Source organism: Ochrobactrum sp. A-1, from assembly GCF_022488005.1.
In the GTDB taxonomy this organism is placed as follows: domain Bacteria; phylum Pseudomonadota; class Alphaproteobacteria; order Rhizobiales; family Rhizobiaceae; genus Brucella.
In genome coordinates, this window is sequence record NZ_JAKVQC010000009.1 from 187,026 (window position 1) to 206,580 (window position 19,555).

Genomic DNA, 19,555 nt, shown 5'->3' on the forward strand with positions numbered 1-19,555 from the left:
TCAATCCTGCAACTCGGCTATAGGCTCGCCGAGATCAATCGGCGCGGCATGACCTGTACCACCATATTGGCCACATGTCGCCGCAGCAACGCGTGACGCCGCCTGTAGCAATGTTGCGGGCGCCTCGCCTTTCACTAGGCCATAAAGGGTGCGGGCGATGAAACTGTCACCAGCGCCTAACGTGTCAACCGCCACAATCGGTGTTGCTTCGGCATGGAAAACCCCTTGCGCACCGGCAAGAACTGCGCCCTTGGTGCCGCGGGTGATCAGCACCCAATCCGCGCCGCTCTCGCGCAGGCAGGCAATGGTCGCGGTAATCTCGTCCGGCGAAAGCTCACCGCCCGAAACAGCGGCTAGAAAGCATTTCGGGCCGATGCGTCGATAGTGTTCCACGTCGCGACGGGTGGAGAAATCATAGGACAGACGTTGCGGCGCAATGGCATCCAGCCAGCCGTCAAGGCCGCTCGACTGACCGATATGGACGGCATCGAACCGGCGCGCAAACTGAATATCGGCGGCGCTCGGCTCAAACATCGACACTCCGAGATCAAAGCGGATGAAATAGCGATCATTGTTACCGCGATGACCAATGATGCAATAGGCCGTCTTGCCTGTGGCCTCCATGCGCAGATGCGAAGTATCGACGTCCTCGTCGCGCAGTGCGGCCTGAATGACCCTTCCGGCCGCATCTGCGGCAACCACGCCGATATAGGCCGCCTCGGCCCCAAAACGGCTCATATGGATAGCGACATTGACACAGTTACCGCCCGGAAACATTTCCCGACGCGAAATGTAACAATCGACGACATTATCGCCCATCGCCGCGATTTTGATCATTCTTATTTTCCCAATTGACAAGATGTGAGAACGTTCGCACACTAAAGTAGAACTGTCAACGTATCGCGGGGTTGGTACCGGGAAATGTTGCACTGGACCGGAACGGCTGCCGATCGGCACAGCCGGGCTCTTCAAGACGCTGAAAAGAGGAATAGAATGCCCAAACAACTTCCTACCGATATTGCTGAAACCTTGAATACGCTTGCGCAGCGGGATTTTTCGCATGTGTTTCTGGTTGCCTGCGGCGGATCGCTGTCAATCATGCATCCGGGCAAGTATTTTCTGGATCGCCATTCGGGACTGCTGACCTCTGATGTCTATAATGGCGACGAGTTCGTCACACGCGACCCGCGTCGCCTCAACAGCGATGCCATTGTCATTCTGTGCTCCCAGACGGGCACCACCAAGGAAACGGTGCGGGCGGCAGAACATGCCCGTCGCCGGGGCGCCTGCGTGATCTCCCTGACGCTGGATCCGCAATCGCCGCTCGCCGCCGCCGCCGACCACGTGCTGCAATACCAGGCGTCCTACACCACCGGCATTCCGATCGATGGTGCCGACAGCAATTACAGCGTGCTTTACATGTTGCTGGCGGGCATTGTCGATTTACGCGACAAGACCAGCCTGCTGCCCAAACTGCTGGAAAGCCTGCCGGCACTGCAACCGGCCATTGAACGCGGTCAGCAGCATTTTGATGAAACCTTTACCAGATATGCAGAGCGCTATGGCCGCGAAAAAGTCGTGTACACCATGGCTAGCGGTCCGGTTTATGGCGCAGCCTATTCATTCTCCATCTGCGTGCTCATGGAAATGCTGTGGATCAACTCGCAAGCTATCCACGCCAATGAGTTCTTCCATGGCCCATTCGAAGTCGTCGATAAAAATGCCTGCTTCGTCGTCATGATTGGGCTCGATGAAACGCGTGCGCTGGCCGAGCGTGGCCGGGATTTCCTGTACCGTTTCGGCGAGCCGGACAATATGTTGGTGCTGGATGCAGCGAAACTCGATCTCGCTGACATAGATGACACTTTCAAGGGATATTTCGTGCCGTTGATTTTCTTCGATGCTCTTTGGAAATTTGCCTATAAGTTGGCGGCGAAACGTGAACAGGTCATGCTGGACGGTCGCCGCTACATGAAAAAGATCACCGACTACTAACAGCACCCCGGCTCAATCTTCGTTGAAGTTGGGCCGGGACTACTACCGTTCCCGACATTGCCATGGCTGCTCGCTATACGGTGAATGGCCTCCATAATGCGGAGCTCGCCGCTACGATCTTTTCCGACCAACACCGTACGACAATCAATTGCGTTTGCCAGAGATCACTGCATTACCTTTTCAAAACCGCACTATATACCGCTGCGCCGAAATCACTGCCCAAAGATGATATTCAAAACTCTAGATTACTTGAACCGGAACGGCTGTTCCATTGGCGGAGAAGATATGCATGTCCTTCGTCGAAGCTGTAAATCGTAATGTATCTGAGAGCCTAAAATCCGCTTCCTCAGGGGTTTTGATCAGATATTTGGTGTCGGAACCGACCATGTCGATGTAAAGGATTTGCGCCTCGCCCAGATGCTCTACAAGATCCACGGTTCCCGAAAAGAGGGGGCTGCCAGTTTCCTCGCGGGCAATCCTGGTATTCTCGGGTCGAATTCCAACGCTAACTCTATCATTGAGTGCGAAAGTTCCATCACTGGCTTCAAGGGCAAGTTTCGTCCCACAATCAAGATGACAGGTATAACTACGTCCCGAGGTCTCCGATATAGTGCCCGCGAGTATGTTCATGGCTGGAGAACCGATAAACTGCGCAACGAAAAGATTGGCTGGCTTTTTGTAAAGCTCTACTGGTGTTCCAATCTGCTCGATATTGCCATCCTTGAACACAACGATCCGATCCGCCAGTGTCATCGCTTCCACCTGATCGTGGGTCACATAAATCATCGTGACATCGGGCATGCTTTGCTTGAGTTTTGCAAGCTCGATGCGTGTAGCCACCCGCAGGGCTGCATCAAGATTGGACAAGGGTTCGTCAAACAGGAAAACACGCGGGTTTCTGACAATTGCGCGTCCAATCGCAACACGTTGTCTTTGTCCTCCCGAAAGGGCCTTTGGCAAGCGTTGCAGATATTCACTAAGCTGAAGAATTTCGCCGGCTTTCTTGACCCGTTTGTCTATCTCTGCCTTCGTCACGCCGGCAATACGCAGACCGAAAGCCATATTCTCATAGACTGTCATATGAGGATAAAGTGCATATGACTGGAAGACCATCGAAATACCCCGTTTCGACGGAGCGACACTGTTCATACGCTCCCCGGCGATGACAAGATCACCCGACGTTATCGTCTCAAGGCCTGCAATTGAGCGCAACAGGGTTGACTTTCCACAACCGGACGGCCCGACGAAAACGACAAACTCCCCCGATGTAATATCAAGGTCAATGCCATGGAGTACTTCCAGGTTGGCGTAGGATTTACGTATATTCTTCAGCGACAGGTCGGCCATCGTTCCCATTCCTTTTATTCTTGTTTCGCTTGGGTTGTGTTGCTCACGGAGCCAAACTTGCCAGGAACCTCGTTATGGGGCCCGGGACACGGTTGAGGATTTCGGTATCGTTCTTTCTTCGAATAGCCGCGCGGACGATTTTCGCACCCAGATAACGCACAGGTTCGGGCGGAAGCTTGGTGCGGTTTTTGATCCCCACCAAACCACAACTGCTCCATTTATCCACGCGTCCCAGGATCAGGCTTGCAAGGATCCGACCTGCGACAGGCACCTGGGCAATGCCGGTCCCATTGAAACCCAGAGCATAGAAAATATTCGGGTAATGCCTTAAATGATCGAATACCGGTAGATGCTGCGCCGTACAGTCGATCGGACCGCTCCAGTCATGAAGGATCGGCACGTCCTTTAGCTGAGGATATACGCGGTGCAGTTCACGTATATTGTCTGCACCGCCGTCGCCGCTGCGATTAAAACGTTCGTCAATCCGATCATTATAGGCAATTCCACCCGTTCCCCGTCCAAATACGACCTGATCCGACGGCGTGCGCTGATAATAGAGCACGTGTTGCTGCGCATCACAGATCGAAGCACCATCAGTCCAACCGATACGCTTGAGTATATCTCCAGCAGGCGCTGTCGCAACGAGTTGACTGCTCACCACATAAAGATAGGGATGAAGCTCAGGGATCGCGGAAGCCCAAGCATTGACCGTTAAAGCAACTTTGTTGGCAGTCAATGTCCCGTCTTGTGTTTTAAGTTCGGGCCGCTCACCCGGAACGATCTCCAAAACAGGGCTTTTTTCATGAATGACAATCCCGTTGGAAAGCGCAAGTTTGCGAAGGCCAAGAGCAAGCTTGGCAGGCTGGACAGTCCCTGCCCGCTCCTCGACAATACCGGCATATGATGCGCTAGAGCCAGTGCGCCGTTCAATGTCGTGCGCATTCAGTGTCTGGAACGGGTTGAACCCGGATTTCTGACAGATATCCAGTGCTTTCGCCCACGCACCTTCCTGTGCGACAGAACTTGCGGTCCACAGCCAGCCATCAAGACGCAGATCCATGTCAATGGTTCCACAATCTTGCAGCGCTTTCAGCTCATCAATTGCATCGCAGGTTGCCTGACAAAGCATGCGCGCATCTTCGTCGCCCACAAGGTCGCGCAACATATCGATTTCAGCATACCAGCTGTGGACTTGTCCGCCATTACGCCCGGATGCGCCCGAACCGCAAAAATCTGCTTCCAGGATTGTGATACGCGAATTTGGTTCTTGTTCTCGTATCCGCAGTGCCGTCCAAAGCCCGGCATATCCCCCGCCAACGATTGCAATATCGCATTGCTGCTGACCCGTTAAAGGTGCGGTGACCGGATCTGCGCCAATACTTTGCAGCCAGAAGGAACGATCCTGCTTCGCCGCGACAACGGGTGGTCTCATTGTGATAGAGCTCATAGTCAGACCTTCTGCGCTGTTGCAATCACTTCGTGGTATTTGTCGAGCAGCCATTGTGGGATTGACTGCAAGGGCTGGGGAAAGCCCCCCGGGTGCGTGCAGGTTTCAGACGCACTGACAGCAGCCTTTTGCAGCGCCTCTTCTTCAGAGCAACCTTCGAAGAAAAGCGCCACCAGAAATGAGGCGATAAAGCTATCACCAGCTCCACAAGTGTCGACCACGTTCACGGGTACGGAACCTGCGGAATACAATTGGCGTCCATTGTCATAGAAAGAACCGCGTTTGCCGCAGGTAATAACGACCTGTTGAGCTCCAGCCCGTTTGAATTGTGTAATCAATGGTTGAACCGGTTCGTCCGGGTCGTCTGGTCCTGATGCAAAAACCAACGGGACGCCCTCAAGCGTCAGGTCAAAATGCCGGGTAGAGACATCCACACTGAATCTGACACCGTCCTCTACAAGCTGACGCACCAGTTTTTCACTGGAATTGGTCCCAAGATGAGTCCAATCGGATGAGAGCAATGCCTGATATCGCTGCTGATCTGGAATGTAGTTTTCACCAACACCCAGAGATTCAAACAGAAAATGCCGTTCACCGTCATTATCGGTCAAAAGCGTTACAGCTGAATTTCCCTGAATAGTTTCAATATCGCTTGGCACAAGTCCGACATCTTCGATCACACCAAGCATGATCTCTGCTTCCCTGTCGGGTGCCAGTGCGCCGATATACCGGGCACCGACCCCAAGTCGTTTCCACTGCACAGCAACATTAAGGGCATTTCCACCAACAGTAACGACCCCCTTGTTCAGATAAGCATCAAGGCAGTTGTCACCCACAGCAACAAGATGGAGATTTGCGTTCTTCATCATCATTCCGCAGTATCAAAATGAGGGGAAATCGCATCAAGGCAGCGCCGCCAGACTGCAACCGGATCCAGTGCATATGAGCCATTGCCAAATGGCTCGAAGGTCAATGTGCCCCGGAATGAATGATGAGCGATTTCAGTAAGGTAGCCGTCAAGTGGCAAGTTTCCGTCCCCCCACGCCAAATGTCCCGCTGATGTTCCATCGACGACATGAACATGGGCAAGACGTTTGCCAAATCTCGAAAAGTAATCACTGACCTTATCTTCAGCCGCTGCCATGGCAACCAGATCAAGTACCAGATCGACATTTTCCGCATTCAGATCCTGCCAGAGACGTTCAAGATCGGCGGCATTATTGACGATGTTGCTTTCAGTGCGCTGTAGGGGCTCAAGCAAACATCGAAGCCCCAGATTGGCCGCATGTGTCGTAATTCTCTCCAACGACTGAAGCGAATGGTTCCACGCGCGTTCGCGGCTCTCGCACTCAAAACCCCGTCCGGGTGTCAAGAAGAGGTAGCTCGCACCCAGTTCGGCACTGAAATCGGCTGCTCGCAGAAAGCATTCAACACTCTTTTCACGATAAGCTACGTCGCCTGAGGCTATGTTGACCGGATAAAGAACCTGTTCCGGGGTGAAGCAATGCACGCTGATCCCGTTATCATTCAGAATTGACCGGACACCTGAATGCCGTGCACGGTCAGCATGAAACAGATCAAGATGGGGGGCTATTCCCCATAGCTCCATACGTTGAAAGCCCATCAGTCGAAGCTGTTCGACAACCCATTGAAAGGGATAGTGCTGGAACGAAAAGTTGGCACCGATCAACTGTTCACGTTTTAACATTTTCCACCACGCTATTTGCCGATGCCTTCCGCCAGCCCGCGAATGAAGAAACGCTGTGCGGCGAAGAAGACGATCAGGATCGGAAGTGCCGAAAGTGTCATTGCAGCAAAGACAACGGCATAATTAGTTCCGTGTTTTGCCATGATTGATGTAAGGCCGACTGGCAGGGTCTGCACATCCGCACCACTGGTGAAGATCATGGCGAAGAGATATTCATTCCAGGCAAACAGAACGTGCAGGATCACGCAGGAGACGAGTATCGGCTTGCAAAGAGGTAAGGTCACACGCCAGAAAATCTGACCTTCACTTGCCCCGTCCATGACAGCGGCTTCGTCCAGATCGCGCGGAAGACCAAGCATATAGGCGCGAATAAGAAACGTGGTGAACGGGATGCGGAACGCCGTGTAGAGAATGATAAGCGCCCAATAGGTGTTATAGAGACCAAGCTTTTGCATGATCCGCACCAGCGGAATAACCGCAACCGTTGGGCTCAACATCAATCCGCCAAGCACCAGACCCACAAAGAACGGCTTGCCCGGCAGTTTGGATCGCGTCAAGCCATAAGCAGTCCAGGCGCTTACCAGAACCGTACAAACAGCTGAAACCAGCGTGACGATGATGCTCGTTGCAATATAGTTCCTGATGCCCTGGTTCCAGGCTGAGATGTAGTTGTCGAGCGTGAAGCCTGTTGGCAGCGCAAACGGCTCACCAAATATCTCGGAGTTGGCCTTGAACCCATTCAAGGCCATCCACAGCAGCGGATAGATTACAACGATACCAAGACTAATGAGGAAAGTAACCAGACAGACACGCACAAGCGTCTGCACAAAATCCGTGGGTTGCATCTCGCGCGACTGATAGGAGGCGTTGCTCATAGTTCCACCCTCCGCTTTCTAGTATACCAGAGCTGTCCAAAACCGGTCAGCAGCGTGATGATAAAAATCACCGACGCGATCGCAGCGCCATAACCGAAGTCATTTTCAATAAAGCCCTGTTGATAGAGCCAGGTTCCCAACACCTGACTGCTGTTGTTGGGGCCGCCGCCTGTCATAACCATGACTTCGTTGAAGACCTGAAACGCTCCGGTAATCGTAACGATGACCATGAGACCGGTCATTTCGCGTGTCAGTGGAAAGGTTATGTTCCACAGCCGACGCCACATACCTGCGCCGTCCATAGTCGCCGCATCATAAAGTTCGCGCGGGATCTTCTGGATCGCGATGGCAAATAGAAGGGTTGAATAGCCAAAGCCCTGCCACTGGCTCATGGCAATGATTGAGTAGATCGCGGTCTGTTCTTCTCCCAGCCATGCCCGAGACCAAGCGCCAAGTCCCATATGGGTAAAAGCGGAATCCAGCAGGCCTATATCGGGCTGATAAATAAAGTAGAACAGCAGCCCCGTCACCGTGATCGAAATTGCTGATGGTATGAAATAGACAGCGCGCCAGAACCTGCGCCATGTTTCATGTTGCAGGCCTTCAATAATCGCCGCAAGCACGAATGCACCGAACACCTGGAACACGACCGAAATGACGGCATAAAGCATGTTGTTCAAGATCGCCGTCCAGATCACCGGATCGTCTTGCAGACGTCGATAATTATCCAGACCGACAAAGGCAGTTTCGCCAGTAAAAATATCCTGATTTGTCGTGCTGACGATAAAGTTGTCGATGATGGGATAGTAGACAAACCATAGGATTAAAACGAACGCGATCAGAACCCAACGGAACGACAGCAGCTTCGCCAGCAAACCGGACTTGTCGAATTGCGACCCGTCCGGCAGGGGGAAGCCGTTTTTGACAGCCTCCCCTCTATATTCACGCTTCATGACAGTCATCGGCCAATAACATCCTTATCGGGAAGAGGCTGCAGCCTTTTTTACCTTTTCCATGACCTGTTCCGGTGTCATGGATCCACCAATCAGGGCTTGCAGGCCCGAAAGCCAGACAGATGCAACGCGCGGTGGATTGGCCGTATCAAGCCACGGCATCAGATAGGACGAATCCGCGATAACCTTGAGACCTTCAACGACAGACGGGTTCATGCTTTCAGCCGAATATCCGCCAACAGTGGCGCTTGGCTGCCCATAAGGTGGGGCCGACAAAACCTTCCCGTTTTCGGGCGAGGTGATAAACTTCATGAAATCCACAGCCAGCGGAATGTTCTTCGAAGCTGAATTGATCATATAGCCTTCGGGTGCACCTTCGATTGATTTGACATCACCCTTTGCGTCTTTCGCTGCTGGAAGTTTGAAAAAGCCAAAGTCTTCCTTCTTCAGTGCACCATCTGCCGTGCTTTGATCAAACTCGATAATTTCTTGATAGTACATTGCGGATTTGGCGTTGCTGAACTGCTGCAATGCCGAAGCATAGGATGAGCCGTTTGTACCTGCGCCGTCCGAACAATCGTCGATGAGCTTCTTCAGTTGTGTCAGGCTCTCAACATAGCCTGCATCCGAATATTCGGCTGTCTTCGGGTTGAAATCCTTTTCAAGCGTCGCTTGTGGTACATTATAGGCAAGCAACTGTCCGGCAAAATGCACAGCCGGCCAGCCTTCCTTGTTACCGAACGAAATCGGCGTCACACCGGACTTGCGCAGAGCTGCACATGCACTGATCAGTTCATCGAAACTCTTCGGTTCCGCCACACCGGCCTTGTCAAAAAGGGCTTTGTTATAGCCCATGAACTTTGCATCCAGATAAAGCGGAATACCGTATAGTTTGCCATTATACTGGAATGCCCTGACGGCAGCATGGGCGAGCTGTTTTCCCCATGGCGTATCGGGACCAATAATCTTGGTCAGATCGACAGCGCGATTGCCTCGCACAAAATTCTCGCCCCAACTCCCAGTCCAGGTGAAGTAGATATCTGGCAGCGAGTTAGACGCAACCAGGGCCTTGGTTTTCCCCTTCACGCTATCGTCGCTTTCCTGAATAAGCTCGACTTTGACGCCCGGATGAAGCTTCTCATATTCCTTGGCAGCGTTGACGAAGTAGGGGGAAAGCTGCTGAAGGCCGAACTTCGTCAAAATGCTCAACGTGCCAGAATATTCGACGGGAGCATCAGGTTCTGCAACCACGGCGTCACTGGCGAGAGCTGCATTCATGTTGCCAGCCAACAATCCAAACATCAGGAGTGAAGCAAGGCTTGTTGTGCTCATAAGCGTTTTGCATTTCATCTCGAAGTTCCTCTCTTTTAACTATTGTTTCTTTATGTCGTCAGAATGTAGGAACCCGATCCGGCGGAACCGGATCGGGGACGGCTCTTAGTACTCGACACGTTTGTAATAGCGCCGCGTCGTCAACGGGTGGTCGCGCAGCACTTCCAGATGAGCACTCAAACGTTCCAGCATGGTTGCCAGGATGATTGGAGAGATCAGGCTGCGTGTTTTTTGGGAGATGCCTGGAAGGCTGGCAGAAGCGGCATCTAGAATACGAACCTTATCCGTGTAGCGCTTTGCGAAGTTTTCGACCCGGTCCGTCAAAGGACGGCATGCATCCTCTCCCTTGAATATGAACAGGCTGACGCCTGGCTCAACCAGTTCGAGCGTACCGTGGAAGAAGTCGGAAGCATGAACCGGACGCGTGCGGATCCATTGCATTTCTTCGAGAATGCACATGCCGTAATAGTGAGCTTCTGGCCACGCCGTGCCAGCGCCGGTAAAGATATGATACTTCTCGCCCTTTATTTCCTGCGCGAGCGCGGCTGCGCTTTCTTCAAAGTTCTCCTTCACCGAAACCAGTAGTTCCGGCAGGCGCTTCAACTCGGAGACGGTTTCGTCGTATTCTGGAAATTCACCGCGTTCAGCCAGCAGCGCCAGCACGATCAAGAGGGTCTGCAGGTAAAACGATTCCGAAGAAGTGTCGTCTTCTGCAAAATTGGTGAAGTTGTAATTGGCATCAAGGCCCAAGGGTGTATCCTTGTGACCAGTGAGTGACAGCGTTTTCACGCCTTTCTTCTTCAAGAATGCAAGAAGTTGCACGCTTTCCTTTGTCGTCCCGGACAGCGACGGAAGGATTACGAGAGCTTTATCGTCCAACCCGGCGGGCGCCTCTAGAACAACCTGAGCGGAAAACGCTGATGACACCGGGAAAACAGTTGCGTTGCGGGCGATCTCGATTGCGGGCTCGGTCAAAAACTGTACGCCACCAGTTCCCATGAACAAAATGCGCTCTATGCCATCGTCGAGCAGCCTGCGCATCAAAGCGCGCACATCCTCTGCGATTGCGACCGCGCCGCCCTGTATTTTCACAAAGCGATCTTTATCGAAGTTGAGCATTACTACCTTCCCATTTGCGCAGTTAAAAACTCGAGAAAAGCCCGAACCGGTTTTGCGCCTGAAACTCGTTGAGACAATGTGAGATCGATCTCACATATATTTAGCACACAAGATTTTTCCTGTGGCAAGTAGGTTTCAGAATTTTTTTTGCAGGCCCAATATCAAGCTTCGTCGGCTCATCGTCGGCTGACCGAACCTCGGACTATCAGCTTGGTTTCAAAGCTTATTTTCTCCGGCGGTCTCTTTTTGCCTGCTATTGTTTCAAGCAGAAGCCGGCCAGCAGCACGACCTATTTCAGAGACGGGCTGGGCAATGACTGTGATCTGTGGATCGGTAAAAGTCGCCAGATTAAAATCATCAAAACCGATCAGAGAGACATCGTGGGGAATCGATATTCCCATTGCTCTGAATGCTAAAAGCGCTCCCTGCGTCATCAAACTGTCGACGGTAAAAAGTGCCGTTGGAGGCTTTTTTTGACTGAACAGGCGGATAGTTGCATCCACGGCATGCTCAACCGTCGACTGTGCAACGCAGATCAATTTTTCACTGGGTTCGATGCCATGGGCAAGCAACGCAGTCTTATAGCCATTGAACCGCTCGCGTGATGTGAAGATGCGTGCATCATCCTGCAAAAGCGCAATATCACGATGTCCCATTTCGATCAGATATTCAATGGCCTTGCGCGCGCCGCCTTCATTGTCGACCACAACACTGTCGCACTCGACAGCCTGCGCTGCGCGATCAATCAGGACCAGGGGTACGTTTTCGTCTATAAGACGTTGCAGATGCGAACTGTCTTCGGCTGATGTCGGCGCCACGATGAAACCGCGAATGCTCAATGACTGAAGGCTGGCCAGCAGTGATTTTTCCTGATCCAGTTGTTCTTCACTGCTCGCAATGATGAGATTGTGCCCTTCTTCTCGCGCCAGCACTTCAACATCATGGGCTATTTTTGCAAAAAACGGATTCTGTATGTCGCCAAGAACGCAGCCAATAATTGGCAACTGCCCGCTGCGCAGAGCCTGAGCCAACCGATTGCCTCTGTATCCCAGTTTCTCCGCAGCAGCCTGAACCTTCCGCGCCGTTTCATCACCAACATAGCCGTAACTGTTGAGTGCACGAGCAGCTGTGGCGCGCGATACATTCGCCAGTGCCGCCACATCCTTAAGGGTAGCCGATTTCAGAGCCATACCATTTTCACAACTGATGATCCTTGACAGTTGTTATCATCCGCAGAGGCGCAAGAGTAGTACCGTTTATCAAATGATTTGCAGGATGATTGATCGACGATTATTTGCGCTCTGATCTATTGTGCCGTGAAAGGCCGGCATATCAAAACAGCCTTCGTCGTATAGAATGGAACAGGACTGTCAGCCAACCAGGAACTCTCGCGATGCGATGATTGCCAGTCAATAACATCACGAAGACACGCCACGGCCATGAAGTCCGAAGTAGTCCGTTTTCGTAGCGGCGGAAGCGACAGAAGCCGTGGGGGATATACGATATCTATGACCTAATCAGACCCGTAGCCGCGGTTTGTCACGCTTTTGGCCCTGCTCCTTAAACCCGCCATCAACTTGGGGGAGAACGAACGGCATAGATGGAACCCCAATCTGAAATATTCGAGCCGCGCTTTAGACCTACGGCAATATCAATTCTGCTCTGACGCCTGACCTTCGGGGATATAGATCATTCGGCCATCATCAAGCCGATAAGTTATGCCAGCTCGCACACCCTCTCCCTTGCCGATCTTGCCGCTGGCTTCATAGCGCTTGAGTTCCTTGCCTTCCTTTACCGTTATTCGCATGTCGGCTTCGCCGGGATTTTCGATCACCGTCACGCTCTCTGCCGAAAACGGATTTAGCGGATTTCGCGCAATGATGATCATCAATATGCCAATCACCACCAGAAAAAGGTCTATCAGATTGACCACCGACAGGATCGGATCATCAGCGTCGTCATGTTCAAGAAACCGCATCAGTCATGCCCTGCCTGTTTTTCAAACTGACGCAATTCCTGCAACAGCCAACGCCGCCGCACTGTCAAAATGTAGAAGGTGATGCTGGCGCTAATAAGCGCAAGAATGACCGCTGAGAAAGCAACGACCAGATTTTCACCGACCGCAGCACCGTCGTTGGTGTTGTCACGTTAAGTTTCTCTGGCCGGAAAGGCCAGGGGCTCGTAGATATTCAGGCGAAACAGGCCGCAATTTTCCATGCATCGAAAGCTTCGAGGCGATGGTAGCGAATTGTGTGTGCGGCTCGGCGACGAGATGGAACAGAGAAACAATCGCGGGTCGCTGAGTGCATGGAGACGAACCGTTGCAACGCTCCAGGTGACCGATGACCTTGCATGGTTCGCTCCCGTTTCCTAAACGGCAGATGGCTATTTTCGGCCCGATTATTGAGGCCCTTGTGCGACCAATGGTCAAGGCCGGGTGCCACTTCTGCCTTTGCTGCACCGTAGGAGCGGAGCTTATCGGTGATGATCCGTTTGGGAGTAAAGCCATAGCGCTTCATTAACGCCACAAGCAATCGCTTTGCCGCCCTTTTATCACGCCGCTTCTGCAAGATTTCTTCGAGAACGGAGCCATGTTGATCCACCGCACGCCAAAGCCAGAATTTTTCTCCAGCGCATTTGACGACCACTTCGTCCAAATACCAAACATCGCCGGGGCGCGCCTGACGCCGCCGCAAGTTGCGTGTGATCTGGGGGCCGAACTTGGCGATCCAACGACGAACTGTCTCGTATGATACGTCGATTCCACGCTCAAGCAGCATTTCTTCAACTTCACGCAGACTAAGAGCCTGTTCCAAAAAGGGTTGAGCGATTACAGTAGGTTATGATCCAATCGGATTGCTTACATTCGATGGAGATCACAATGGCCTGGACAGTAACCGCTCGCCGCCACTATGTACGTCGCAATTCGCGCTATGCAACTGATTTAACGGATGCGGAATGGTCAGTGATCGAACCGCTGATGCCTTCGCCCAGATACCTTGGTCGCCCTCGCAAAACGGATCTGCGTGAGGTGGTAAACGCGCTTCTTTATATCGCATCATCTGGCGGTGCGTGGCGGCTTCTGCCAACCGATTTCCCACCATTCTCGACGGTACAGAAATACTTCTACCGCTGGCGCGATGAAGGCTTGCTGCGTACCATCAACAACACGCTTGTGATGCTGGCGCGTGAGCAGGCTGACAGGCAGCCCAGTCCAACGGCTGGCGTCATCGACAGCCAGTCAGTTAGAACCACGGAAAGTGGCGGAATACGGGGCTTTGACGCGGCAAAGAAGATTAGCGGACGTAAGCGTCACATTGTCGTTGATACCCTTGGCTTGATGGTTGGTCTGGTGATCCATTCTGCGGGTATTCAGGATCGCGATGGCGCACCGGACGTCTTGAAAACCATACTCAAACGATGGCCGTGGCTGCGACATATCTTTGCTGACGGCGGATATGCAGGCCCCAAGCTCAGAGGCAGGCTGGAAAAGGTCGGAAAGTTTACACTGGAAATCGTCAAGCGCTCCGATCAGGCCAACGGTTTCGAAGCCCTGCCACGCCGATGGGTGGTCGAGCGAACATTTGCATGGCTGGGAAGGTGTCGCAGACTGGCCAAAGACTTCGAGAAAACTATCGCTTCTTCCGAAGCGTGGATATACATCGCAAATATCCGCTTCCTCACACGGCGTATCGCAAGAGCCTGATATCATTACATTCATTATGATTCAGGCTCTAAGGTTGAACCGCAGATAAAGCCACACCGCATGAGCAACGATCTGTGGCGGAAAACGGTGACGCTTGAAGATGATATCTGATGTCTGCATCGCCAAAATTTACGCCCAAACCGTCAGGCAGGCAACTGCAGCCCAGTTAACGTCACAACACCCACGACGGATATCTTTGATCGTCTTCTCCGCAGAAGACGTTTGGGGAACGGCTTTCTGTCTCATCTTTGCGTCCTTTGATAAAGCTATGATGAGCCGAAAATCCTCTCTTCTTAATTAAACCAGTTTTGTCTCAAAGACGCTGATGTCGGACACTCGGTCACCTTTATGGTCTTCAACTTTAACGGTGGAACTGTCCATCAACGTGGCTGAAATCATGGCTTGAGAGCGCGGAACAGCTCCAGCAACCCAGCTTTCAATCCAGCGACATCATCGTCTTCCGCGCGCAATGTTATCTCGTTCATTGCCCCGTTGAGCAGCACAGCCAATGCTGTGGGGCCAGACGAGAAGCGGATGGCACCTTCGCTGATGGCCTCCTCCACGCCGATCCTTAGAAGATCAAAAGAAAGCTCGCGATCGAGCGCTTCCCACTGCTCTCGTCCGAGTACACCTGGTGCATCGACAACGAGTATACGGCGGTTTTCGGGTTTAACCATAAAATCGATCCAAGCCATCGAGCCCTTTTCCAACGCCTCAATAGAAGTGACCACATCCCTCGTTGCGATTTGGATCGCCTCTGCCGCCCCGGCGGCAAGGTCGCGGCATACAGCTTCAAACAAGTCTGCTTTATCGCGATAATGATGATAGAGTGCGCCGCGTGTTACTCCCGCCTCGTCTATGATCGCATCCGTGCTGGTCATGGCATAGCCATTGCGGGCAAATAATGTCCGCGCAGCTGCAACCAATCGCCCTCTTGTTTGGATGGTACGCAGTTCGTTTTTGCTCATAATCGCCCTTCTATAAGATATTGACAGACAGTCTGTATGTTTATATGATCATAAACATACCGATAATCTGTTTGTTTAAATCTGGCAAGGAGTCCTATCATGCGATTTTTCGATCGCTACCCGATAATCGTCACCGATAAAAAAGACGAAGCGCGCGACTTCTGGCTTAAGTATCTGCAGTTCGATGTGACTTTCGATAGTCAATGGTTCTGCCTGCTGACTGCAGAAAACAGTACTGCTTCGATTGCTTTCATGACGCCAGATCATCCGTCGTCACCGCCCGGCCCCGAAACCTTCGCCGGAATTGGCCTGTGCTTCGAGATGGAGGTTGGCGATGCTAAGGCCGCTCACGACGAACTGATAGAAAGGGGATTACCCGTTACTTACCCGCTGACTGATGAGCCGTTCGGCCAACGCCGTTTTGGATTTAAAGACCCTTCGGGCCTATGGATTGATATTGTCGAGCAAATCGAACCGCGAGACGACTTCTGGGGCAAATACATGATGTGATCGATGTGCCACCACATTACTTCTATAGGTGTTGTCACGTTAACTGGGCTACAGTTGCCTGCCTGACGGTTTGGGCGTCAATTTTGGCGATGCAGACATCAGTTATCATCTTCAAGCGTCACCGTTTTCCGCCACAGCTTATTGCTCATGCGGTGTGGCTTTATCTGCGGTTCAACCTTAGGATGAGGACTTGATCAAGTTATTGTCGTAATTGACTGATTCTTTGTGTGCTTGAGTTTCAAGCATGGAGGAGATCATGAACGCTGACCTGTTCTGGCTTTCGGATGCGGCGTGGACGGCACTTGAGCCGCACCTGCCTAGAAACCAGCCCGGCGCACGACGTGTCGATGATCGGCGGGTGATATCGGGTATCTTGCATGTATTAAAGGTCGGCTGCCGCTGGCGTGACGTTCCAGCCGAATATGGTCCGGCAAAGACAGTCTACAATCGTTACCATCGTTGGTCGCAAAGGCGTATCTGGCATCGTATTTTCGAGAAAATGGCAGCATCTGGCCCTGTGCCGGAAGAGCTTTCTATCGACAGCACTCACATCAAGGCACACCGCTCTGCCCAAGGCTCAAAAGGGGGGCGTGGGCACAAGCGATTGGCACGTCGCGTGGCGGAAGAACAAGCAAAATCCATTGTCTGGCCGATGATTGCGGCAGACCGGTCGCCTTCAGCTTAACGCCCGGCAATGTTGCGGACATTAAAATGGCCATCCCGCTACTGACAGTCGCACGTCCCACAAAACGCCTGCTGGCGGACAAAGCCTATGATGCAGACAGTCTGCGGCAGTGGCTGGAAAAGGCAAAGATCAAGGCCGTGATCCCCTCGTCTGCCACACGCAGGACGCCATACCCTCTGGATCGAAAAGCTTATCGACGCAGGAACGTCATTGAGCGCCTCTTCTGTCGCCTCAAGAACTGGCGGCGTATTGCAACAAGATACGACAGGCTGGCTTCAAACTACCTTGCAGCCGTCGCACTTGTCTCAGCCGTAATCGCATGGACCTAAATGAGTCCTCATCCTAGTCTGCGTGAAGTTGAGGAAATGCTGCTTGAGCGTGGAATCGACGTATCATACGAGACAGTTCGTCGTTGGATCGCCAAGTTCGGCCCCCAGATCACACGCAACTTGCGGCGGCGTCAGGCGCGCCCCGGCGATATTTGGTATTTGGACGAAGTGGTCGTCAAATGCACTGGAGAAAAATTCTGGCTTTGGCGTGCGGTGGATCAACATGGCTCCGTTCTCGAAGAAATCTTGCAGAAGCGGCGTGATAAAAGGGCGGCAAAGCGATTGCTTGTGGCGTTAATGAAGCGCTATGGCTTTGCTCCCAAACGGATCATCACCGATAAGCTCCGCTCCTACGGTGCAGCAAAGGCAGAAGTGGCACCCGGCCTTGACCATTGGTCGCACAAGGGCCTCAATAATCGGGCCGAAAATAGCCATCTGCCGTTTAGGAAACGGGAGCGAACCATGCAAGGTCATCGGTCACCTGGAGCGTTGCAACGGTTCGTCTCCATGCACTCAGCGACCCGCGATTGTTTCTCTGTTCCATCTCGTCGCCGAGCCGCACACACAATTCGCTACCATCGCCTCGAAGCTTTCGATGCATGGAAAATTGCGGCCTGTTTCGCCTGAATATCTACGAGCCCCTGGCCTTTCCGGCCAGAGAAACTTAACGTGACAACACCGCCGGGCGCACTACACCGCCTGCGGACTGGGAGCCGACTATGTCGACCAGTTCATCCGCTGAGATGAAGCCCGCCGCGTTCGATAGTCTGGCAACCTTCGCGCCCGGACTGTTTCAGGGACAAAATGTGCTCGTAACCGGCGGCACCTCGGGAATTGGCGCTGCCATCGCCGCCGGCTTCATCCATCTCGGTGCAACGGTGCTTGCAACCGGCGCCACACCGGCCGAGGTCGAAGCAGCCGCTGCTGACGGGTCCGCGATTGCCGGATTGCGCCACGCCGTACTCGACGTCCGGGACGCGGCGGCAGTTCAGAACCTGGTCGGCTCGCTGCCCGGCCTCGACGTCGTGGTGAACTGCGCCGGCATCATTCGCCGCGGCGCCGAACTCGACCCCGAAACCTTCGCGTCCGTCGTCGACATCAACCTTACGGGGACCATGAGGATCTGCGCGGCGGCGCGACCGCTGCTGACGAAGCGCGGTGGGGCAATCGTCAATACGGCATCGATGCTCAGTTTCTTCGGCGGCGGGCTGGCACCCGGCTATTCGGCGTCCAAGGGTGGGGTCGCGCAGCTGACCAAATCGTTGGCGATCGCTTACGCTTCCGACAGCATCCGGGTGAAAGCCGACTGCGTGCCACAGCGCCGTCGACTGCCCCGAAAGCGGATTACACAGTCAATGGAGCGAACTGGAACGCCAACGTTCTGACCGTTCTACGTTTTGTCGGTCTGATCGTGAGCTTTCCCGGGCATATTTGACGCCCCTGCTCCTAATCTCGCGAACCGGCGTACCCGGTCCGCGAGCTGACGTAACCGCACGAACGGCAATACCCCGGCGACCATCATCCCGACGATGGCTTTGCCCGCACAAACCTCTGTTCGTGACCTCAGCGTAGTTCAGGCAGTATATAACTACCGCGATGCAATTCGGGCGAGACAATCAATGGCGATAGATTCCGGTATGGATGACACCATCCACACCGCACCATGCGCGATACATTCCCGGACTGTTGAAGGGCAGGCAGATACTGCCCTTTGCATCCACGGCCACAAGCCCGCCTGAACCGCCGATTTCACCCAGTTCGGTCACGACACCACCTGCCGCATTTTGCAAGTCCTGTCCTGCCCAGCGCATACGTGCATCGATCTCGTGTCCAACAGCCCAACGAATGAAATATTCTCCATGTCCGGTTGCCGAAATGGCCGCAGTGGTATCGTCAGCCCAGGTTCCGGCGCCAATAACGGGACTATCACCGACGCGACCGGGCGTCTTTGCCGTCATGCCGCCTGTGGAGGTCGCTGCCGCGAGGTGACCGAACCGATCGAGCGCCACCGCCCCGACAGTTCCATGCTTGCGAGCAGGATCGCCGTCATCCGGAAGCCCCTCTTTACGACGCTTCATTTCAGCCTTGAGGGCGTTGAGCCGATGTTCGGTACCGAACCATTCCGGAGTTTGTAATTCAAGACCGGCATTTTCACAGAAGCGTTTGGCGCCATCACCGGCCAGAAATACATGCTCGGTCGTTTCCATCACTGCGCGCGCGGCAAGTATCGGGTGGCGTGGACCGCAAATTCCTGAAATCGAGCCGCATTCACGTGTCGATCCATTCATAATGGCCGCATCCATTTCGTGGGTGCTGTCGGTGGTAAAAACCGCGCCACGTCCCGCGTTGAACAACGGGTCATCTTCCAATGCCATAACCGAAGCCGTTACGGCATCGAGCGATGTGCCACCCTCGCGCAGAATATTCAGTCCCGCCTCGAGACAGAAGCGCAGGGCAACATGATAGGCAGCCTCGCGCTCCGGCGTCATGTTGGATTTCAGTATCGTTCCCGCACCGCCATGCAGCGCGATAACCGGCATCGTTTCAGACATTCTGACCTCAATCTGGAAGGAGTTCTGCT

General features: G+C 53.3%; 19 protein-coding genes and 3 pseudogenes. 7 read left to right on the plus strand and 15 right to left on the minus strand.

The genetic code is table 11. The annotated features are described in order from the left end of the window. Window positions 1-1,062: a PfkB family carbohydrate kinase gene (locus MKS82_RS28195; RefSeq protein ID WP_276313509.1), complete on the minus strand. Its 1,062-nt coding sequence runs from the start codon at window positions 1,060-1,062 to the stop codon at window positions 1-3. On the opposite strand from MKS82_RS28195, the gene MKS82_RS28200 reads away from it, so the two are divergent. Beyond that, window positions 994-1,995: an SIS domain-containing protein gene (locus tag MKS82_RS28200; protein ID WP_109989631.1), complete on the plus strand. Its 1,002-nt coding sequence runs from the start codon at window positions 994-996 to the stop codon at window positions 1,993-1,995. The two genes, MKS82_RS28195 and MKS82_RS28200, sit on opposite strands and share 69 nt — an antisense overlap. A gap of 240 nt (window positions 1,996-2,235) precedes the next feature. On the opposite strand, the gene MKS82_RS28205 is transcribed toward MKS82_RS28200, so the two are convergent. From MKS82_RS28205 to MKS82_RS28255, 11 genes are all read right to left on the minus strand, one after another. Beyond that, the gene (locus MKS82_RS28205; protein ID WP_109989632.1) at window positions 2,236-3,342 is read right to left on the minus strand and encodes an ABC transporter ATP-binding protein; all 1,107 of its coding nucleotides are present in this window, start codon (window positions 3,340-3,342) and stop codon (window positions 2,236-2,238) included. A 43-nt stretch (window positions 3,343-3,385) separates the two neighbouring features. Beyond that, the gene (locus MKS82_RS28210; protein ID WP_240579582.1) at window positions 3,386-4,843 is read right to left on the minus strand and encodes an NAD(P)/FAD-dependent oxidoreductase; all 1,458 of its coding nucleotides are present in this window, start codon (window positions 4,841-4,843) and stop codon (window positions 3,386-3,388) included. After that, window positions 4,792-5,661 (minus strand): PfkB family carbohydrate kinase, encoded by an 870-nt coding sequence (locus MKS82_RS28215; protein WP_109989634.1) that lies wholly within the window; start codon window positions 5,659-5,661, stop codon window positions 4,792-4,794. The genes MKS82_RS28210 and MKS82_RS28215 overlap by 52 nt, the downstream gene beginning before the upstream one ends. After that, complete coding sequence (locus tag MKS82_RS28220; RefSeq protein ID WP_109989635.1) at window positions 5,658-6,497, minus strand: sugar phosphate isomerase/epimerase family protein; 840 nt, start codon at window positions 6,495-6,497, stop codon at window positions 5,658-5,660. Before MKS82_RS28220 ends, MKS82_RS28215 begins: the two co-directional genes overlap by 4 nt. Before the next feature lie 11 nt (window positions 6,498-6,508). Further along, window positions 6,509-7,372 carry a carbohydrate ABC transporter permease gene (locus MKS82_RS28225; protein ID WP_051517824.1) on the minus strand — a complete coding sequence of 288 codons (864 nt, stop codon included), beginning with the start codon at window positions 7,370-7,372 and terminating at the stop codon, window positions 6,509-6,511. Further along, window positions 7,369-8,325 (minus strand): carbohydrate ABC transporter permease, encoded by a 957-nt coding sequence (locus tag MKS82_RS28230; protein ID WP_240579583.1) that lies wholly within the window; start codon window positions 8,323-8,325, stop codon window positions 7,369-7,371. Before MKS82_RS28230 ends, MKS82_RS28225 begins: the two co-directional genes overlap by 4 nt. Window positions 8,326-8,349: 24 nt before the next feature. Further along, window positions 8,350-9,657, minus strand: a complete 1,308-nt coding sequence (locus MKS82_RS28235; RefSeq protein WP_235784312.1) for an ABC transporter substrate-binding protein — start codon at window positions 9,655-9,657, stop codon at window positions 8,350-8,352. 105 nt (window positions 9,658-9,762) lie between these two features. Continuing rightward, window positions 9,763-10,776 carry an SIS domain-containing protein gene (locus MKS82_RS28240; protein WP_036586976.1) on the minus strand — a complete coding sequence of 338 codons (1,014 nt, stop codon included), beginning with the start codon at window positions 10,774-10,776 and terminating at the stop codon, window positions 9,763-9,765. A gap of 176 nt (window positions 10,777-10,952) precedes the next feature. Beyond that, window positions 10,953-11,966: a LacI family DNA-binding transcriptional regulator gene (locus MKS82_RS28245; protein ID WP_109989636.1), complete on the minus strand. Its 1,014-nt coding sequence runs from the start codon at window positions 11,964-11,966 to the stop codon at window positions 10,953-10,955. Window positions 11,967-12,427: 461 nt separating this feature from the next. Next, window positions 12,428-12,754 (minus strand): DUF2149 domain-containing protein, encoded by a 327-nt coding sequence (locus MKS82_RS28250; protein ID WP_109989637.1) that lies wholly within the window; start codon window positions 12,752-12,754, stop codon window positions 12,428-12,430. Between the two features lie 211 nt (window positions 12,755-12,965). Further along, on the minus strand, window positions 12,966-13,607 hold the full coding sequence (locus MKS82_RS28255; protein WP_445558110.1) for an IS6 family transposase: 642 nt from the start codon (window positions 13,605-13,607) through the stop codon (window positions 12,966-12,968). 50 nt (window positions 13,608-13,657) lie between these two features. On the opposite strand from MKS82_RS28255, the gene MKS82_RS28260 reads away from it, so the two are divergent. After that, window positions 13,658-14,482, plus strand: a complete 825-nt coding sequence (locus tag MKS82_RS28260; protein WP_240579584.1) for an IS5 family transposase — start codon at window positions 13,658-13,660, stop codon at window positions 14,480-14,482. 30 nt (window positions 14,483-14,512) lie between these two features. Here the strand turns inward: MKS82_RS28260 and MKS82_RS29735 are convergent. Together MKS82_RS29735 and MKS82_RS28265 are read right to left on the minus strand one after the other, a co-directional pair. Further along, window positions 14,513-14,602: pseudogene (locus MKS82_RS29735) on the minus strand (IS6 family transposase); the annotation flags it as partial. 275 nt (window positions 14,603-14,877) lie between these two features. Next, window positions 14,878-15,450, minus strand: coding sequence for a TetR/AcrR family transcriptional regulator (locus MKS82_RS28265; protein WP_240579585.1), 573 nt, complete (start codon window positions 15,448-15,450; stop codon window positions 14,878-14,880). A gap of 99 nt (window positions 15,451-15,549) precedes the next feature. Between MKS82_RS28265 and MKS82_RS28270 the strand changes: the two genes are divergently transcribed. The 5 genes and pseudogenes from MKS82_RS28270 (at window position 15,550) to MKS82_RS28290 (ending at window position 18,359) form a co-directional block, all read left to right on the plus strand. Then, the gene (locus tag MKS82_RS28270) at window positions 15,550-15,960 is read left to right on the plus strand and encodes a VOC family protein (RefSeq protein WP_007881530.1); all 411 of its coding nucleotides are present in this window, start codon (window positions 15,550-15,552) and stop codon (window positions 15,958-15,960) included. An 89-nt stretch (window positions 15,961-16,049) separates the two neighbouring features. Further along, window positions 16,050-16,148: pseudogene (locus MKS82_RS28275) on the plus strand (IS6 family transposase); the annotation flags it as partial. Window positions 16,149-16,216: 68 nt separating this feature from the next. Further along, window positions 16,217-16,974 (plus strand): IS5 family transposase gene (locus tag MKS82_RS28280; protein WP_259030678.1). Its coding sequence is split into 2 segments (ribosomal slippage): window positions 16,217-16,553 and window positions 16,553-16,974, totalling 759 coding nucleotides; the frame shifts between segments, so codons are not numbered across the junction. Between the two features lie 15 nt (window positions 16,975-16,989). After that, a pseudogene (locus tag MKS82_RS28285) lies at window positions 16,990-17,601 on the plus strand (IS6 family transposase); the annotation flags it as partial. 92 nt (window positions 17,602-17,693) lie between these two features. After that, window positions 17,694-18,359 (plus strand): SDR family NAD(P)-dependent oxidoreductase, encoded by a 666-nt coding sequence (locus MKS82_RS28290; protein WP_109989946.1) that lies wholly within the window; start codon window positions 17,694-17,696, stop codon window positions 18,357-18,359. 231 nt (window positions 18,360-18,590) lie between these two features. Here the strand turns inward: MKS82_RS28290 and MKS82_RS28295 are convergent, their stop codons facing one another. Further along, window positions 18,591-19,526: an isoaspartyl peptidase/L-asparaginase family protein gene (locus tag MKS82_RS28295; RefSeq protein WP_151558737.1), complete on the minus strand. Its 936-nt coding sequence runs from the start codon at window positions 19,524-19,526 to the stop codon at window positions 18,591-18,593. Window positions 19,527-19,555: the final 29 nt, after the last annotated feature.

Excerpts from the sequence above, each read along its gene's own strand:
- MKS82_RS28200 (WP_109989631.1), top strand. The coding sequence starts at position 994 with ATGCCCAAACAACTTCCTACCGATATTGCTGAAACCTTGAATACGCTT.
- MKS82_RS28195 (WP_276313509.1), bottom strand. The coding sequence starts at position 1,062 with ATGCGAAAAATCCCGCTGCGCAAGCGTATTCAAGGTTTCAGCAATATC.
- MKS82_RS28205 (WP_109989632.1), bottom strand. The coding sequence starts at position 3,342 with ATGGCCGACCTGTCGCTGAAGAATATACGTAAATCCTACGCCAACCTG.
- MKS82_RS28210 (WP_240579582.1), bottom strand. The coding sequence starts at position 4,843 with ATGGCTGCTCGACAAATACCACGAAGTGATTGCAACAGCGCAGAAGGT.
- MKS82_RS28215 (WP_109989634.1), bottom strand. The coding sequence starts at position 5,661 with ATGATGATGAAGAACGCAAATCTCCATCTTGTTGCTGTGGGTGACAAC.
- MKS82_RS28220 (WP_109989635.1), bottom strand. The coding sequence starts at position 6,497 with ATGTTAAAACGTGAACAGTTGATCGGTGCCAACTTTTCGTTCCAGCAC.
- MKS82_RS28225 (WP_051517824.1), bottom strand. The coding sequence starts at position 7,372 with ATGAGCAACGCCTCCTATCAGTCGCGCGAGATGCAACCCACGGATTTT.
- MKS82_RS28230 (WP_240579583.1), bottom strand. The coding sequence starts at position 8,325 with ATGAAGCGTGAATATAGAGGGGAGGCTGTCAAAAACGGCTTCCCCCTG.
- MKS82_RS28235 (WP_235784312.1), bottom strand. The coding sequence starts at position 9,657 with ATGAGCACAACAAGCCTTGCTTCACTCCTGATGTTTGGATTGTTGGCT.
- MKS82_RS28240 (WP_036586976.1), bottom strand. The coding sequence starts at position 10,776 with ATGCTCAACTTCGATAAAGATCGCTTTGTGAAAATACAGGGCGGCGCG.
- MKS82_RS28245 (WP_109989636.1), bottom strand. The coding sequence starts at position 11,966 with ATGGCTCTGAAATCGGCTACCCTTAAGGATGTGGCGGCACTGGCGAAT.
- MKS82_RS28250 (WP_109989637.1), bottom strand. The coding sequence starts at position 12,754 with ATGCGGTTTCTTGAACATGACGACGCTGATGATCCGATCCTGTCGGTG.
- MKS82_RS28260 (WP_240579584.1), top strand. The coding sequence starts at position 13,658 with ATGGCCTGGACAGTAACCGCTCGCCGCCACTATGTACGTCGCAATTCG.
- MKS82_RS28265 (WP_240579585.1), bottom strand. The coding sequence starts at position 15,450 with ATGAGCAAAAACGAACTGCGTACCATCCAAACAAGAGGGCGATTGGTT.
- MKS82_RS28270 (WP_007881530.1), top strand. The coding sequence starts at position 15,550 with ATGCGATTTTTCGATCGCTACCCGATAATCGTCACCGATAAAAAAGAC.
- MKS82_RS28290 (WP_109989946.1), top strand. The coding sequence starts at position 17,694 with ATGTCGACCAGTTCATCCGCTGAGATGAAGCCCGCCGCGTTCGATAGT.
- MKS82_RS28295 (WP_151558737.1), bottom strand. The coding sequence starts at position 19,526 with ATGTCTGAAACGATGCCGGTTATCGCGCTGCATGGCGGTGCGGGAACG.